13 protein-coding genes are annotated in these 13,745 nt (G+C 65.5%); 12 read left to right on the top strand and 1 reads right to left on the bottom strand.

The window, feature by feature from the left end; genetic code table 11:
* Positions 1-47: 47 nt before the first annotated feature.
* The 9 genes from VH88_RS04575 (at position 48) to VH88_RS04535 (ending at position 8,767) form a co-directional block, all read left to right on the top strand.
* Positions 48-866, top strand: coding sequence for a flagellin (locus tag VH88_RS04575; RefSeq protein ID WP_045810210.1), 819 nt, complete (start codon positions 48-50; stop codon positions 864-866).
* Positions 867-977: 111 nt separating this feature from the next.
* The gene (locus VH88_RS04570; RefSeq protein ID WP_045810209.1) at positions 978-1,709 is read left to right on the top strand and encodes a flagellin; all 732 of its coding nucleotides are present in this window, start codon (positions 978-980) and stop codon (positions 1,707-1,709) included.
* Between the two features lie 84 nt (positions 1,710-1,793).
* Positions 1,794-2,075 carry a hypothetical protein gene (locus VH88_RS04565; protein ID WP_045810208.1) on the top strand — a complete coding sequence of 94 codons (282 nt, stop codon included), beginning with the start codon at positions 1,794-1,796 and terminating at the stop codon, positions 2,073-2,075.
* A 135-nt stretch (positions 2,076-2,210) separates the two neighbouring features.
* Positions 2,211-3,089, top strand: a complete 879-nt coding sequence (locus VH88_RS04560; RefSeq protein WP_045810207.1) for a flagellin — start codon at positions 2,211-2,213, stop codon at positions 3,087-3,089.
* 60 nt (positions 3,090-3,149) lie between these two features.
* Positions 3,150-5,858: a hypothetical protein gene (locus VH88_RS04555; protein WP_045810206.1), complete on the top strand. Its 2,709-nt coding sequence runs from the start codon at positions 3,150-3,152 to the stop codon at positions 5,856-5,858.
* An 81-nt stretch (positions 5,859-5,939) separates the two neighbouring features.
* The gene (locus tag VH88_RS04550; RefSeq protein ID WP_045810205.1) at positions 5,940-6,611 is read left to right on the top strand and encodes a hypothetical protein; all 672 of its coding nucleotides are present in this window, start codon (positions 5,940-5,942) and stop codon (positions 6,609-6,611) included.
* Positions 6,611-7,033 carry a hypothetical protein gene (locus VH88_RS04545; RefSeq protein WP_045810204.1) on the top strand — a complete coding sequence of 141 codons (423 nt, stop codon included), beginning with the start codon at positions 6,611-6,613 and terminating at the stop codon, positions 7,031-7,033. Before VH88_RS04550 ends, VH88_RS04545 begins: the two co-directional genes overlap by 1 nt.
* Before the next feature lie 168 nt (positions 7,034-7,201).
* Positions 7,202-7,714, top strand: a complete 513-nt coding sequence (gene ssb / locus VH88_RS04540; RefSeq protein WP_045810203.1) for a single-stranded DNA-binding protein — start codon at positions 7,202-7,204, stop codon at positions 7,712-7,714.
* A gap of 114 nt (positions 7,715-7,828) precedes the next feature.
* The gene (locus VH88_RS04535) at positions 7,829-8,767 is read left to right on the top strand and encodes a DMT family transporter (protein WP_045810202.1); all 939 of its coding nucleotides are present in this window, start codon (positions 7,829-7,831) and stop codon (positions 8,765-8,767) included.
* 85 nt (positions 8,768-8,852) lie between these two features.
* Here the strand turns inward: VH88_RS04535 and VH88_RS04530 are convergent, their stop codons facing one another.
* Positions 8,853-9,428, bottom strand: a complete 576-nt coding sequence (locus tag VH88_RS04530; RefSeq protein WP_045810201.1) for a superoxide dismutase family protein — start codon at positions 9,426-9,428, stop codon at positions 8,853-8,855.
* Positions 9,429-9,550: 122 nt separating this feature from the next.
* Here VH88_RS04530 and gyrA point away from each other — a divergent pair, with 122 nt between their 5' ends.
* From gyrA to coaD, 3 genes are read left to right on the top strand one after another with little or no spacing between them, the layout of a single operon-like run.
* A complete protein-coding gene (gene gyrA / locus VH88_RS04525; protein WP_082064377.1) occupies positions 9,551-12,328 on the top strand; it encodes a DNA gyrase subunit A in 2,778 nt (925 codons plus the stop codon).
* Between the two features lie 40 nt (positions 12,329-12,368).
* Positions 12,369-13,202 (top strand): aminotransferase class IV, encoded by an 834-nt coding sequence (locus tag VH88_RS04520; protein ID WP_045810200.1) that lies wholly within the window; start codon positions 12,369-12,371, stop codon positions 13,200-13,202.
* A 53-nt stretch (positions 13,203-13,255) separates the two neighbouring features.
* Positions 13,256-13,741 (top strand): pantetheine-phosphate adenylyltransferase, encoded by a 486-nt coding sequence (gene coaD / locus VH88_RS04515; RefSeq protein ID WP_017504115.1) that lies wholly within the window; start codon positions 13,256-13,258, stop codon positions 13,739-13,741.
* Positions 13,742-13,745: the final 4 nt, after the last annotated feature.

Here is a 13,745-nt window from a genome sequence, read left to right as displayed (position 1 = left end):
GGCAAAACGACGCCGGAAATCACTGAAGTGAACAAGGAGGGCCAGAAATGCCCAGCATCAATACGAACTACGGCGCCGCAGTCGCCCTGCAGAGCCTGAACAAGACCAACGCCCAGCTGGAAACCACCCAGAGCCGGATTAACACCGGCATGAAGGTGTCTTCGGCCAAGGACAATGGCGCGATCTTCGCGATCGCCACAACGCAGCGCGCCAACGTTGGGGCGCAAGACGCCGTGCGCAACTCGTTGCAACGCGGTCAGTCCATCATTGATGTGGCCCTGGCTGCTGGCGACACGATCACCTCCGCTTTGGAGGAGATGAAGTCGCTCGCCGTCAATATCGCGTCATCGGCTACTGGCAGCACCGCCTTGGCTTCGTATCAAGCGGACTTTTCAGCGCTCGGAGCGGAAATTAAGGCGGCGATCGACGGAGCTTCTTTCGATAATGTCAATTTGCTGACGACAGATTCTACAGGCGGCACCGCAGTGAACGTGCAAACGGGAACGGGTGCCACTGAAACGAAGACGATTGGCACGGCTAATGCGCTCAAAGATGAAACTGCTCTTGCGAAATATTTAGGAACCACAATTACAGACTTCACGAGCACCAACGTCGATGACGCGATCAAAGAGGTCACCACCGCGCTAGCGACGCTCGGTACGCAATCAAAATCGGTTGGACGTTCGATCACCTTCGTCAACAAGCTTCAGGATGCGATGGAAGCTGGCGTGGGCAATCTGGTGGACGCCGATCTGGCCAAGGAAAGCGCCAAATTGACCGCCCTGCAAACCAAGCAACAGCTGGGCGTGCAGGCGCTGTCGATCGCCAACCAGGGCAGCTCGATCCTGCTGAGCCTCTTCCGCTAAGGCCCGGAGACCTCGCCGTCCCGGCGGCGGGGTCGTGGCCTTGAACCCCGAGCAAAACGCTCACCCCGGCAAAACGCCGGGGCTCTCACGAAGTGAAAAGGAGGGCTAGAAATGCCCAGCATCAATACGAACTACGGCGCCGCAGTCGCTCTGCAGAGCCTGAACAAGACCAACGCTCAACTGGAAATGACCCAAAACCGGATCAACACCGGGATGAAGGTCTCGTCGGCGAAGGACAACGGTGCGATCTTCGCGATCGCCACGTCGCAACGCGCCAACGCCGCCTCGCAGGACGCCGTTCGCGCGGGTCTGCAACGCACCCAGTCGATCATCGACGTGGCTCTGGCCGCCGGCGACACCATCACCTCCGCCCTGGAAGAGATGAAGTCGCTGTCCGTCAGCATCGCCTCGTCGACCGGTTCGGCGCAGACGGCTTACTTGGCTGACTTCAACGCCTTGGGCACGGAAATCGCCTCGGCGATCACCGGCGCCTCGTTCGACAGCGTCAACAGCCTGACGGCGCCGTTGGCCAGCTTGTCCACTCTGACGGCCGGCAACCTGGATGCCACCGCCGCCTCCACAACTGCGGTGGACACGGCGATCGGTACGGTGACCGGCGCCCTGGCCACCTTGGGCACCCAGTCCAAGTCGCTGGGCCGTCAGATCACCTTCGTCAACAAGCTTCAGGACGCTCTTGAAGCCGGCGTGGGCAATCTGGTGGACGCCGATCTGGCCAAGGAAAGCGCCAAGCTGACCGCCCTGCAAACCAAGCAACAGCTGGGCGTGCAGGCGTTGTCGATCGCCAACCAGGGCAGCTCGATCCTGCTGGGCCTGTTCCGCTAAGACGCGCAGCCGGAGCGGTTTCGCGACCGCTCCGGCTGATCGTTTGTTTCTCTAGAGGGCGTGGGCTGACCTGCGCATGGAGCCATGACAGACAATGTCGCGAGATCAGTAAGCTTACCCCAGATTCCTCCCGTCGCTCCGATCGCCGTGCAGCCGGCGACGCCGGCGCCGGTTGCGAAAAACGACAACAACGACGCCAGCCGCTTTCGCTTGACCATCGAGGCCGTCGGCGACAACCGCTTCGTCTATAAGGTCCTGGACCGGGTGACGGGGGAGGTGATCCGTCAGTTGCCGCGCGAGGATGTCGAAAAGCTGAACAGCGACCCGACCTATCGCGGCGGTCGTCTGGTCGATACCGCCGTCTAAGCACAGGCGAGGGCTCAAACTCCTTAACGCCGCCGGCTCGCAGGACGGCGCAATCATGGTTTCCGGCGCGTTAACCATGTGATTACGACTCATGGTTAATGCTGTAGCCCACAGAACGTCCGGGGGCTTGAAGCCATGACCACCAGCATCCACACCAACACCTCGGCGATGATCGCCTTGCAGAATCTGAACCGCACCAACGACCAGTTGGCGGCGACGCAGAGCCGGGTGAACACGGGGCTGAAGGTTCAGGGCGCGCGCGACAACGCCGCGGTCTGGGCGGTGGCTCAGGGCCAGCGCGCCGATCGGGGGTCGCTTGAAGCCGTCACCACCAGCCTGAACCGCGCGACATCCATCGCCGACGTATCGTTGGCGGCCGGCGAGCAGATCTCGGACATCTTGCTCGAGTTGAAGCAGAAGGCGACCGCAGCGGCGGACCCGAGCGCCAGCGATGCGACGCGCAAATCGTATGATCAGGAGTTTCAATCGCTTCTGGTGTCGATCCAATCTTTTGCAGACAACGCCATTTTCGATGGTGAAAACATTCTCGCGGGACGCACTGACGGTGCGACACCTCCTGCGCCGCTTGGGGACTTGAACTTTATCGCTAGTGCGGACGGCCAGGAAAACATCCAGCTGAAGCGTCAAAACCTGACACTTTCAGGCTTGGGGCTTGCGGCCGACGCTTCGGCCACGCCTGCTGTTACCGCGCCAAGCTTATTGGTTGAAGCCGATGCCAAAGCCGCGCTGAACCGGATCAACGACGCGATCGCGACCTCAAGCTCCCGTCTTTCCGAACTGGGCGCCCAGTCAAAGCAGATGGAACGCCACACCACCTATGTCGGCAAGCTGTCGGACGCGCTGGAAGCGGGGATCGGCAATCTGGTGGACGCGGACCTGGCCAAGGAAAGCGCCCGCCTTCAGGCCCTGCAGGTCCAGCAGCAACTCGGCGTTCAGGCCCTGTCGATCGCCAACCAGGCGCCGCAAGTCATCCTGTCGCTGTTCAAGGGCTGATCCGACAGCTTAACGGTTCTTTATCGACGCCCGCCGCACGATAGGGTCGGAGCCGTCTGAATGATCAACAACAGCTATCTGCTGGGTCTTTTCGGAACGACGACGGGGACGTCGTCGTCAGGCGCGACCACGACCGCCAGCCCGGCTGTCAAAACCAAGAAAACGCAACCGACGGCCCCCTGGTCGTCCAACGCGACGCCGACGAAGGCCAGCGATCTGGTCCGTGCAGCTCTGGGCGGCCGTCGACTGATCGATGAAGCCAATGTCAGCCTGGATCTGGCCGGCGCCTCCACCGACTACCGCAAGATGTTCGCCCTGTATCAGGGCCTGAACACGTTGGGCGCCCTGGCCGACCGTGCTGGCGTTAAGGGGCTGAGCGCGTCGGAAGCCGCTCTGGTGTCCAAGCGGTTCGGCGAAGGCCTGGCCGAACTGTCGACCTATCTCAGCACCGCCAGTTTCGAAGACATGCGACTGGTGCAGGGTGTGGCCCAGACCTCGGTCAAGAGCACCTATGCGCTGGAACGGGCGCCGACCAGTTTCGTCACCGCCCCCATCCACGACGGCGACCCCACCGCCTCGGTCAAGGCGTTCGAGGGTGACGTGAAGTTCTCCGTGACCGTCAAGACGGCGGCCGGGGAGCAGGCGATCGCCATGGACCTGTCCGAAATGGGCGCAACCGATCGGTCGTTGGCCAATGTCACCGCCTATATGAACGGCAAGCTGGAGGACGCGGGCGTCGCGACGCGCATCAGCGCTCAGTTGATCCCCGCCGAGCCGAAGACGGTCAAAAGCGGCACCAAGACCATCACCCTGCCGGCCGGACCGGATCAGTGGGCGTTGAAGGTCAATGGCGGGACCGGCGAAGCCATCAGCTTCCAGGCCGTCGACACCTCCGACGCCGTCTATGTGACGCAAGGGGTCGGCAAGACCGGCACGGCGGGCCAACTGCTGAAGTTCCAGGCCGACGGCGGCGCGGCGCCGGCCGCCCAGCAGGGCGTCGACGATCCGTTCTGGGTCGAGGGCAGGGTGGGGCACGCCGACCTTCCCGAGGGGGTTGCAGCGGTGAAGGCCAGCGCCGTGGCGCCGGATGGCTCAGTCTGGGTCGTCGCCGAACTGACGGCGGGCGACGCCAGTCAGCCGATCAAGGGCGCGCGCGACGTCGCCCTGATGAAATACGATTCCGCCGGCAATCTGATGCAGACCAAGCTGCTCGGCGCCGCCTCCAGCGCCAACGGCTTCTCCATCGCTATCGACGACGACGGCCGGGTCGCCCTGGCCGGATCGGTGACCGGGGCGCTTGAACCTGGCAAGAGCGGCGAAAACGCGTCCGTGGCCGACAGTTTCGTCTCTGTGTTCGACAGGTCGGGGCAGGAGTTGTGGACCCAGCGGCGCGGCGCCAAGGCGGCCGACGAGGCGACCGAGGTTCGTTTCGGCGCCGACGGCATGGTCTATGTCGCCGGACGGTCGAAATCAGCCATGCCGGGCAATGCGGCCCTGGGCGGCTGGGATTCCTATCTTCAGGCCTTCCAGGAAAAGCCGATCAAGATCAACGGTCCGGACGTGGGCGTGAACGTCGCGACCGTGCAGTTCGGCACCAGCGGCGACGACTCGGTTCAGGCCATGACGGTGTCGGGAAACGACCTCTACACGGCGGGCGTCGAAAACGGGAAAGCGGTCGTGCGCCGCTTCACCCTGGATGCCGAGGGCGTACCGAGCCTGGCTTCGACGCGTGACCTTGGCTACGCCAGCGGCGCGATCGCCGGCATATCGGTCGAGAACGGCAAGGTCGTCGTGACCGGCCATACCGAGAACACCGCCCTCGATATCGCCACGGTGACCAACGCCCATGCCGGCGGCAGCGACGTCTTCATCGCCACCTTGTCGACGAACCTTCAGGCGTCGGGAAGCGACCAACTGACTTATTTCGGCGGGGCGGGCGCGGACACCGCCGCCGACGTCGCCATCAAGGACGGAAAGGTCTGGATTACCGGCACGAACCGGGCGGAAGGCGCCGGCAAGGACGACCCCACATCCGGCTATCTGGCCCAGATCGATCTCGCCACCGGCCAGGTTCAATCGAACCGAACCTGGCGCGCGGACGGCGATCAGGCCAGGCCGACCAGCCTGAGCTTCGCAGCGGGCGGCGCCAGCGTTCTCGACCGCCTCGGCCTGCCTCAGGGGCAGATCATGCAGGCGGACTCCAAGCTGCTGACCGTCGCCACCTCGGCCCGCGTCGGGGATCAGTTTTCGATCAGCCCCGCAGCCGGCGGCCGCGCCGTAACAGTGACCATCGACGCCAAGGACACGCTGGAAAGCCTGGCCAAGAAGATCACCGCCGCCTCTGGCCGCCAGCTTGAAGCGAAGGTCATCACCGACCTGAAGGCCAAACCCATCGTCCAGCGGCTGGAAATCAAGACGGCGGCCAACAAGGACGGCGCCGTCATCTCCGCCGGAGCGATCGGCAAGGACGCCCTGAGCGCGCTGGGCCTGACGCCCGGCTTCGTCGGTCCGGTGAAGCCGGACAAGGACGCGATCAAGACCTATGGGCTGAACCTGTCGAACAAGCTGAACCTGAACGATCCGGCCTCGATCAAGGCGGCCATCGATTCGCTGGCCCAGGCGATGACAGCGGTCCGGTCCTCCTACCGCGCCCTGGCGCCGTCGACCGGCGGCATAACCAACACCCAGACCGGCAACGGCTCCTCGACCGCTTACCAGCAAACGCAGCTGGCGAACTATCAGGCTGCGCTGAGCCGCCTGACGGCCTGATCGGGGTCGTGACCGGTCAAGGCGGTTGACGCCCGAGGCCGGGTCGGAGTTATTGACCTTCTCATCCGCGAAAGCCCGTTCATGGCCCTTCCGAAAGACAACCGCGTCATCCTGTTGGTCGGCGCCGGCGTGGCGATCGTCATCGCCGTCGTGCTCGCCCTGATCTTTACGGGCGGCGGCGACAAGACGACGGAAGCGCCGCCGGCGTCCAAGGGCGGCCTTGTCGTCAATCTGGCCGAGGCGCCCACGCTGGAACCGACGCGGGAACTGCGCTGCTTCGTCGATGGTCAGTTCGTCGGCATGGCGACCCTGGCGGTCTGCGCCCAGCGCAATGGCCTGGCGACGGACGCTCTGGATGTGGGGCTGGACGCGACGGGCGCCTTGGCCGCCGCCCCGACGGCCGCCTTCGCCCCGCCGCCCGAATTGCCGAAGGTCGAGATGGCCGAAACCCCGCCGCCGACCTCCGTCGAACAGACGCCTGCGCCGCGCCCCACGCCCGTGACCAGCGGCAGCCCGTGCCTGCGCCACACCGGCTCCGACTGGCGCACCCTGTCGCCGAACATGAGCCTGAACGCCTGTGTTCAGGCGCTTTACGCCGGGACCTGCGTCGGCCCGGGCGACGCCCAATACGGCCGCTGGGGCGACACGACCCTGCGTCTGGTGCCGCGCCGGGTGGAACAGTCCAATGACAACAACCGTTTCAGGACCCTGGCCGAGCAGGATCGCAACTGCCAATTCACGGGAATGAACTGATGCGTTTCGTCGCCCTCGCCGCCATCGCCGGGACCGTTCTGCTGGGCGCCTGCTCCAACGAACCCAAATATGAGTTCGCCGAGGGCGCCTGCTACTTCGTGGCGACGCCAGACAATGCGCCGCCACGCCTGCAGAAAATCGCCGACAACCAGCCCCAGCTGGAACAATGCGCCGCGCGGCTGGAGGAAATGCGCCTTCGCTTCTTGCGCATGGGCGGATCGAACCAGGAAATCGCCGGCGCCTATCAGGGCCGCTTCATCTTCGTGGACCGCGAGGGGGTCAAGATCGGCAAGAGCCTGAACGGCAGCCACTTCTTCGCCATGGCCCGCACCGGCGACGGCCGTCTGGCTATCCCCGGGGCCATCCAGCGCGACGAGACGGGCCGTCCCGTCGCTATCGCGGCCGACCCTGGCGCCAAGTAAGGCTTGCGTAGCTGGAACGGAAGTGGAACATTTGGTTAACGCTTATCCACTGATTTAGCGGGTTCGCTGTCGAAAGGGCTGGCGATGAGCCGTCGCCCCGGTCAGACATCGGACTGAATTGACGAGGCGGGCGAAGTCGTCGCCGCCTCACACGAGAAGGAAGTTTCCATGGCGGGCAGCGTCAACAAGGTCATTCTGGTCGGTAATCTGGGTCGCGATCCCGAAATCCGCTCCATGCCCAACGGCGACCGGATCGCCAACCTGTCCATCGCCACTTCGGAAACCTGGCGCGACAAGTCCTCGGGCGAGCGCAAGGAAAAGACCGAGTGGCACCGGGTCGTCATCTTCAACGACAACATCGTCAAGGTGGTCGAGAACTATGTAAAGAAGGGCTCGACCGTCTACATCGAGGGCGCGCTCCAGACCCGCAAATGGACCGACCAGCAGGGCGTCGAGAAATATTCGACCGAGATCGTGGTCAGCCGCTTCAAGGGCGAATTGACCATGCTGGGCGGCCGTTCGGAAGGCGGCTCGTCGGGCGGCGGTTACGGCGGCGGCGGTGGCGGCTACGGCGGTGGTCGCGGCGATGACGACTATTCCTCGGGCTTCTCCACCGGCGGCGCCAACAAGCCGAGCGGCCCCAAGGAAAGCTACGACCTGAACGACGACATCCCGTTCTGAGGCAGTCCGGCTTGGCGATCGCTGCAGGCGGTCGCCAAGCCGGATTTCTGAGCGGAAACCTGAGGTCATCCAAATTGAGCCGACGCGGCGGTCGGGTCGTGCCATAGGGCGGTTATGACCGACGTGCATTCCGAAGTTGCGCATGCGCCCGCACCCCTGCCCAAGAGGCCCCACGCCCTGACGGGGCTGGAGATCGCCGCCATCGTGGCGATCATCGTGGTGTGGGGCGTCAACAACGCCGGGGCCAAGCTGGCGACGCAGGAGCTGTCGCCGCTGCTGGTCGGCGCCATCCGGTTCGGCATCGCCACCGCCTGTCTGATCGCTTTCGTGCGGCCGCCGTTCCCGGACTGGAAGAGCCTGATGCTGATCGTCATCATCGGCGGGCCGATCCAGTACGGCCTGGCCTACACGGCCTATTGGCTGGCGACGGACGTCAGCCCGGTGACCGTGGCCAACCAGTTGTGGATCCCCTTCACCACCCTGTTCGCCTTCCTGATCCTGGGCGAGCGGCTGTCCAAGGCGGCCTTGGTCGGCATGGGCGTGGCCTTCGTCGGCGTGGCCTGGATGACGCTGGACGCTCATGCGTTGCAGGACTGGAAGGCCATTCTGGTCGCCATCGCGGCCGGCGCCGCTTGGGGCGTGACGACGGTGGTCGCGCGTCGCACCACCTCCATCCCGCCGTTGAAGATGCAGGGTCTGCTGGCGCTGGGGGCCTTTCCCGTCATGGCCTTCGGCTCGGCGGTGTTCGAGCATGGCCAGTGGGAGGCGGTGAAGAACGCCACGCCCATGGTCTGGGCGTCCTTGTTATGGGCGGGCGTGGTGTCGTCCGTGCTGGCGACCACCCTGCTGTTCTGGCTGGTCCAGCGGCGCGAGGCGGGGCGGGTGACGCCCTATCTGCTGGTCACGCCCGTTGTGTCGATGTTCATAGGCTGGAGCTTCATGGGCGACATCCTGACGCCGCAGATTCTGACGGGATCGGCCATCACCATGGGCGGGGTCGCCCTTGTGGCCCTGGCGGAACGGGGCTTGCGCGCCGGCGCCGCCAAGGCTTGATCTGTTCCTGATCGTTGGCTGATGTCACATGAAAAAGGCCCGCTGAACGCTGTCCAGCGGGCCATCCTTCGTACTGTAGAAAGGCTCAGCTAGCGCTGAGCGCCGCGCAGGCCACCCGATCGCCGGCGCCGCCGATGGGCTGGGTCGAATGGTCGTCGGGGTTGGCGTGAATGATGATGGCGGAGCCGTCGGCGTCCCACAGCCATTGGCCGGGGCCTTCGGACGAAATCCGCGCGCGGGTCGTGAACAGTTCGGCGTTCACCTTGCCGTCCGCACCGGCCCAGACGTTGGGCAGGTCGCCGTCGTCCGGCCCGGCGGCGTTCAGCAGGCCGTGCGGGGCCTTGGGCTCGCCGTGGTTGATGTGGGCGCCGGACGAGGTGAAAGGTGCGGCGCATTCACCGGTCGCATGGATGTGGATGCCGTGCCACCCGGGCGTCAGACCCGAAGCCTCGATCTTCATCAGCAGGCCGGTCGGCCCCTGACGCAGATCGACGCGACCGATATTGGCGCCCGAGGCGTTGATCAGAACGGCCTGTCCCGTCGCGCCGACGGGCGCGCGTTCGACGGCCGCCTGGGGCGCGTTTCCGGTCGCGGCGCAGGCGGTTGTCAGGGCCAAGGGGGAGGCGAGGAGAAGGGCGGCGGCGAGGCGGGTGGCGCGCATGTCGAAAGTCCTTTCAGAGACGGGCTTTCACGGCGACGTCGCTTTGCCACCGAGGCCCTGGAATGCTAGAAATCGTCACAGCGGATCACGTTCCGATTCCGGCCGCATAAAGCCACGCTTCATTGACCGACGACAGCTACGAAAACGCCGCATCTCCGATCGTTCCGGGAGGCGGCGGCTCCGACATTTCCACGATCACGATCGAGGACGAACTGAAGCGTTCGTACCTCGATTACGCCATGAGCGTGATCGTCTCGCGCGCGCTTCCCGACGCCCGTGACGGGCTGAAGCCGGTTCACCGTCGCATCCTGTATTCGATGCACGACCTGAACATGACGCCCGAGCGCAGCTATTCGAAATGCGCTCGTGTGGTCGGTGACGTGCTGGGCCGGTTCCACCCTCATGGCGACGCCTCGGTCTATATGGCCCTGGTGCGGATGGCGCAGCCGTTCTCGATGGGGCTGATGCTGGTCGACGGCCAGGGCAACTTCGGTTCGGTCGACGGCGATATGCCCGCCTCGATGCGTTACACCGAGGCCCGGATGGCCCCGGCCGCCGTCGCCCTGATGGCCGACATCGACAAGGACACGGTCGATTTCCAGCCGAACTACGACGAGAAGGAGCTGGAGCCGGTCGTCCTGCCGAGCCGGATTCCCAATCTGCTGGTCAACGGCGCGGGCGGCATCGCCGTCGGCATGGCGACCAACATCCCGCCGCACAATCTGGGCGAGGTCGTGGATGCGGCCCTGGCCCTGCTGGATGATCCGAACGTCTCCGACGACGCCCTGCTGGACATCGTGCCCGGTCCGGACTTCCCGACCGGCGGCGAGATCATGGGCCGCACGGCGCCGCGCAACGCCCTGCGCGACGGTCGTGGCTCGGTCGTCGTGCGCGGCCGCGCCTCGGTGGAGGAGATCCGCAAGGACCGCGAGGCCATCGTCGTCACCGAACTGCCCTATCAGGTCAACAAGCAGACCCTGATCGAGCGCATTGCCGAAATGGTGCGCGAGAAGCGGCTGGAGGGCATTTCCGACGTCCGCGACGAATCCGACCGTCAGGGCATGCGGATCGTGATCGAGCTGAAGCGCGACGCGTCCGGCGACGTGATCCTGAACCAGCTGTGGCGCTATACCGCCATGCAGAGCTCTTTCGGCGTCAACATGCTGGCGCTGAACCACGGCCGGCCCGAGCAGATGGGCCTGCGCCAGCTGCTGCAGATCTTCCTCAATTTCCGCGAGGAAGTCGTCGTTCGCCGCGTCAAGTTCGAGCTGAACAAGGCCCGCGACCGCGGCCACGTCCTGGTCGGTCTGGCCGTCGCCGTCGCCAATATCGACGAGGTGATCCACATCATCCGCTCCTCGGCCGATCCGACCGAGGCGCGCGAGCGTCTGCAGGCCAAGGCCTGGCCCGTCGGCGACATGATGGCCCTGGTCGAGCTGATCGCCGATCCGCGCACCGTCATCGTCGAGGGCGACAAGATCCGCCTGACCGACGAACAGGCCCGCGCCATCCTGGCCCTGACCCTGTCGCGTCTGACCGGCCTGGGCCGCGACGACATCTTCGGCGAGGCGCATGGCCTGGCCGACACCATCCAGGGCCACCTGACCATCCTGTCGGACCGCAAGAACGTCCTGGCCATCATCCGCGACGACCTGATCGACGTGAAGGATCGGTTCGCCGTTCCGCGCCGCACCCTGATCGGGGAAGGCGACGGGGAGATGGAGGACGAGGACCTGATCCCGCGCGAGGACATGGTCGTCACCGTCACCCACGGCGGCTACGTCAAGCGCGTGGCCCTGAACGCCTATCGGACCCAGCATCGCGGCGGCAAGGGCCGCAGCGGCATGTCGATGAAGGACGAGGACGCCATCACCGGCGTGTTCAGCGCCTCGACCCACACCCCTGTCCTGTTCTTCGCCACCAACGGCAAGGCCTACAAGCTGAAGACCTGGCGTCTGCCGCTGGGCAATCCGCAGTCGCGGGGCAAGGCCTTCGTCAATCTGCTGCCCATCGAGCCGGGCGACAGCATCATGAACGTCCTGCCCCTGCCCGAGGACGAAACGACCTGGGGCGACTACGACATCATGTTCGCCACCTCGAGCGGCGACGTGCGGCGCAACAAGCTGTCGGACTTCGCCACGGTCAACCGCGCCGGCAAGATCGCCATGAAGCTGGAAGGCTCTGACCGCATGGTCGGCGTCGGCCTGTGCACGGCGGACGACGACGTGCTGCTGACCACGGCGCTGGGCCGCGCGATCCGGTTCAAGGCCGACGACGTGCGCGTCTTCAAGGGCCGGGATTCGACCGGCGTCCGGGGCGTGCGGCTGCAGGACGGCGACGAGGTCATCTCCATGGCCATCCTGGGCCGCGTCGACGCGACGCCGGAAGAACGCGCCGCCTACGTCAAACATGCCAACGCCATGCGCAAGGCCTTGGCCGGTGCGGATGCGGAAGAGGACGCGCCTGTTGTCGAGGCCGACGACGAGGCCGCCGGCGACGCCGTTCTGTCGGTCGAGCGGATCGCCGAACTGGGCGCCGCCGAACAGTTCATCCTGACGGTCACTGAAACCGGCTTCGGCAAGCGGTCCTCAGCCTACGAATACCGCCGCACCGGTCGTGGCGGTCAGGGTTTGACGGCCCACGGCCTTGGCGGTCGCGCCGGCACGCGTCTGGCGGCGGCTTTCCCGGTCGAGGAGACGGACGACTTGCTGCTGGTCACCTCGGGCGGTCAGATGATCCGCACGCGCATCGACCAGGTCCGCATCGTCGGCCGCTCCAGCCAGGGCGTCACCATCTTCCGCACCGGCAAGGACGAGAAGGTCGTGTCGGTCGAACGTCTGCCGGAAAGCGGCGGCGCGGATGACGCCGATGTCGCCGGCGACGAGGGCGGCGAGGCCTGATCCGCTTCCGCGTAGCGGAGCAGGGGAGGGTCGTTTGAGCATGGACATCCTGATCGACGGCCTTCCCGCCACGCCTGATAATCTGGCCCACCAGGCCTTGGTCAACTACGGCGCCTACACCTCCTTCCGCGTCGAGGATGGCGCCGCGCGCGGCCTCGACCTCCATCTCGCGCGTTTGGAGCAGGCCGCCGTCGAACTGTTCGGCGAAAGCCATGGCGAGGTTGAGTTTCGGCGTCTGATGGCGCTGGCCGTCGCCGGCCGTGAGGCCTGCTGGCTGCGCGTCAGCCTGTTCTCGCCCGAGATCGCCCACCGCAACCCGACATACGTCGGCCGACCGAAGGTGATGACCAGCGTCTCCCCTGCGCCGCCGCCGCTGGCGAACCGGGTGCGGATCACCGCCATGCCCTATGAACGCGAGGCGCCGCATCTGAAGCATCTCGCCACCTTCGGCCTGATTCGGGCGCGCCGCGCCGCGCGCGCCGCCGGGTTTGACGACGCCCTGTTTGTCGATGGGGCAGGGCGGGTGTCAGAGGGCACGCTGTGGAACATCGGCTTTGTACAGGGCGACCGGATCGTCTGGCCCCAGGCCCCCATGCTGGCGGGCGTGACCCAGGCCTTGATCACGCGCGGGCTGCCCCAGATCGGGCTGACCTGTGAAACGCGGCCGATCCGTCTCGACGAGATCAGCGCCTTAGACGCCGCCTTCCTGTGCAACAGCGCCACGCCCATCTGTCCGATTATCGCTATCGACGATGTCTCGTTCGCCAATGACCCGGCCCTGCTCGCCAAGGTCGAAGCGGCCTGGAGCGCGCAGGCGCCCCAACGCATCGCGGATCATGACGATGACGAAGGCGTCAGCCGGCTAGGCCGCTGATTTCGCAACTGCTAAACGACGCTGACGCCACGCGACAGGCCGGGGAGACACGCATGCGCATCGGACTTTATCCGGGCACCTTCGACCCGGTGACGAACGGGCATACCGACATCATCAAGCGCGCGCTGAAGCTGGTGGACCGGCTGGTCATCGGCGTGGCCCAGAACGACGACAAGGGGCCGCTGTTCTCCACCGCCGAACGGGTCGAGATGCTGAAGGCCGAGATGGCGCCCCTCGGCGGCGACATCGTGGTCCAGCCGTTTTCGACCCTGCTGATGCATTTCGCCGAAGAGCTGGACGCCAGCGTCATCATCCGGGGTCTGCGCGCCGTCGCCGACTTTGAATACGAGTTCCAGATGACGGCCATGAACCAGCGCCTCAATCAGGACATCGAGACCGTATTTCTGATGGCCGATCCGCGCCATCAGGCCATCGCCTCGCGCCTCGTCAAGGAGATCGCCCGACTGGATGGCGCGATCGACAGTTTCGTCAGCCCCGCCATCGCCGAGCGCGTGCGGGCCAAGGTCAAGAACGGTTAGGGTA

Origin of the sequence: Brevundimonas sp. KM4, assembly GCF_000964075.1 — a bacterium.
GTDB classification, from domain to species: Bacteria; Pseudomonadota; Alphaproteobacteria; order Caulobacterales; family Caulobacteraceae; genus Brevundimonas; species Brevundimonas huaxiensis.
This window is presented reverse-complemented; position numbering and strand designations above follow the sequence as displayed.

Coding starts and splice junctions, on each gene's coding strand:
- VH88_RS04520 (WP_045810200.1), top strand. CDS start 12,369: ATGGACATCCTGATCGACGGCCTTCCCGCCACGCCTGATAATCTGGCC.
- VH88_RS04560 (WP_045810207.1), top strand. CDS start 2,211: ATGACCACCAGCATCCACACCAACACCTCGGCGATGATCGCCTTGCAG.
- ssb (WP_045810203.1), top strand. CDS start 7,202: ATGGCGGGCAGCGTCAACAAGGTCATTCTGGTCGGTAATCTGGGTCGC.
- VH88_RS04550 (WP_045810205.1), top strand. CDS start 5,940: ATGGCCCTTCCGAAAGACAACCGCGTCATCCTGTTGGTCGGCGCCGGC.
- VH88_RS04545 (WP_045810204.1), top strand. CDS start 6,611: ATGCGTTTCGTCGCCCTCGCCGCCATCGCCGGGACCGTTCTGCTGGGC.
- coaD (WP_017504115.1), top strand. CDS start 13,256: ATGCGCATCGGACTTTATCCGGGCACCTTCGACCCGGTGACGAACGGG.
- VH88_RS04565 (WP_045810208.1), top strand. CDS start 1,794: ATGACAGACAATGTCGCGAGATCAGTAAGCTTACCCCAGATTCCTCCC.
- VH88_RS04570 (WP_045810209.1), top strand. CDS start 978: ATGCCCAGCATCAATACGAACTACGGCGCCGCAGTCGCTCTGCAGAGC.
- VH88_RS04535 (WP_045810202.1), top strand. CDS start 7,829: ATGACCGACGTGCATTCCGAAGTTGCGCATGCGCCCGCACCCCTGCCC.
- VH88_RS04555 (WP_045810206.1), top strand. CDS start 3,150: ATGATCAACAACAGCTATCTGCTGGGTCTTTTCGGAACGACGACGGGG.
- VH88_RS04575 (WP_045810210.1), top strand. CDS start 48: ATGCCCAGCATCAATACGAACTACGGCGCCGCAGTCGCCCTGCAGAGC.
- VH88_RS04530 (WP_045810201.1), bottom strand. CDS start 9,428: ATGCGCGCCACCCGCCTCGCCGCCGCCCTTCTCCTCGCCTCCCCCTTG.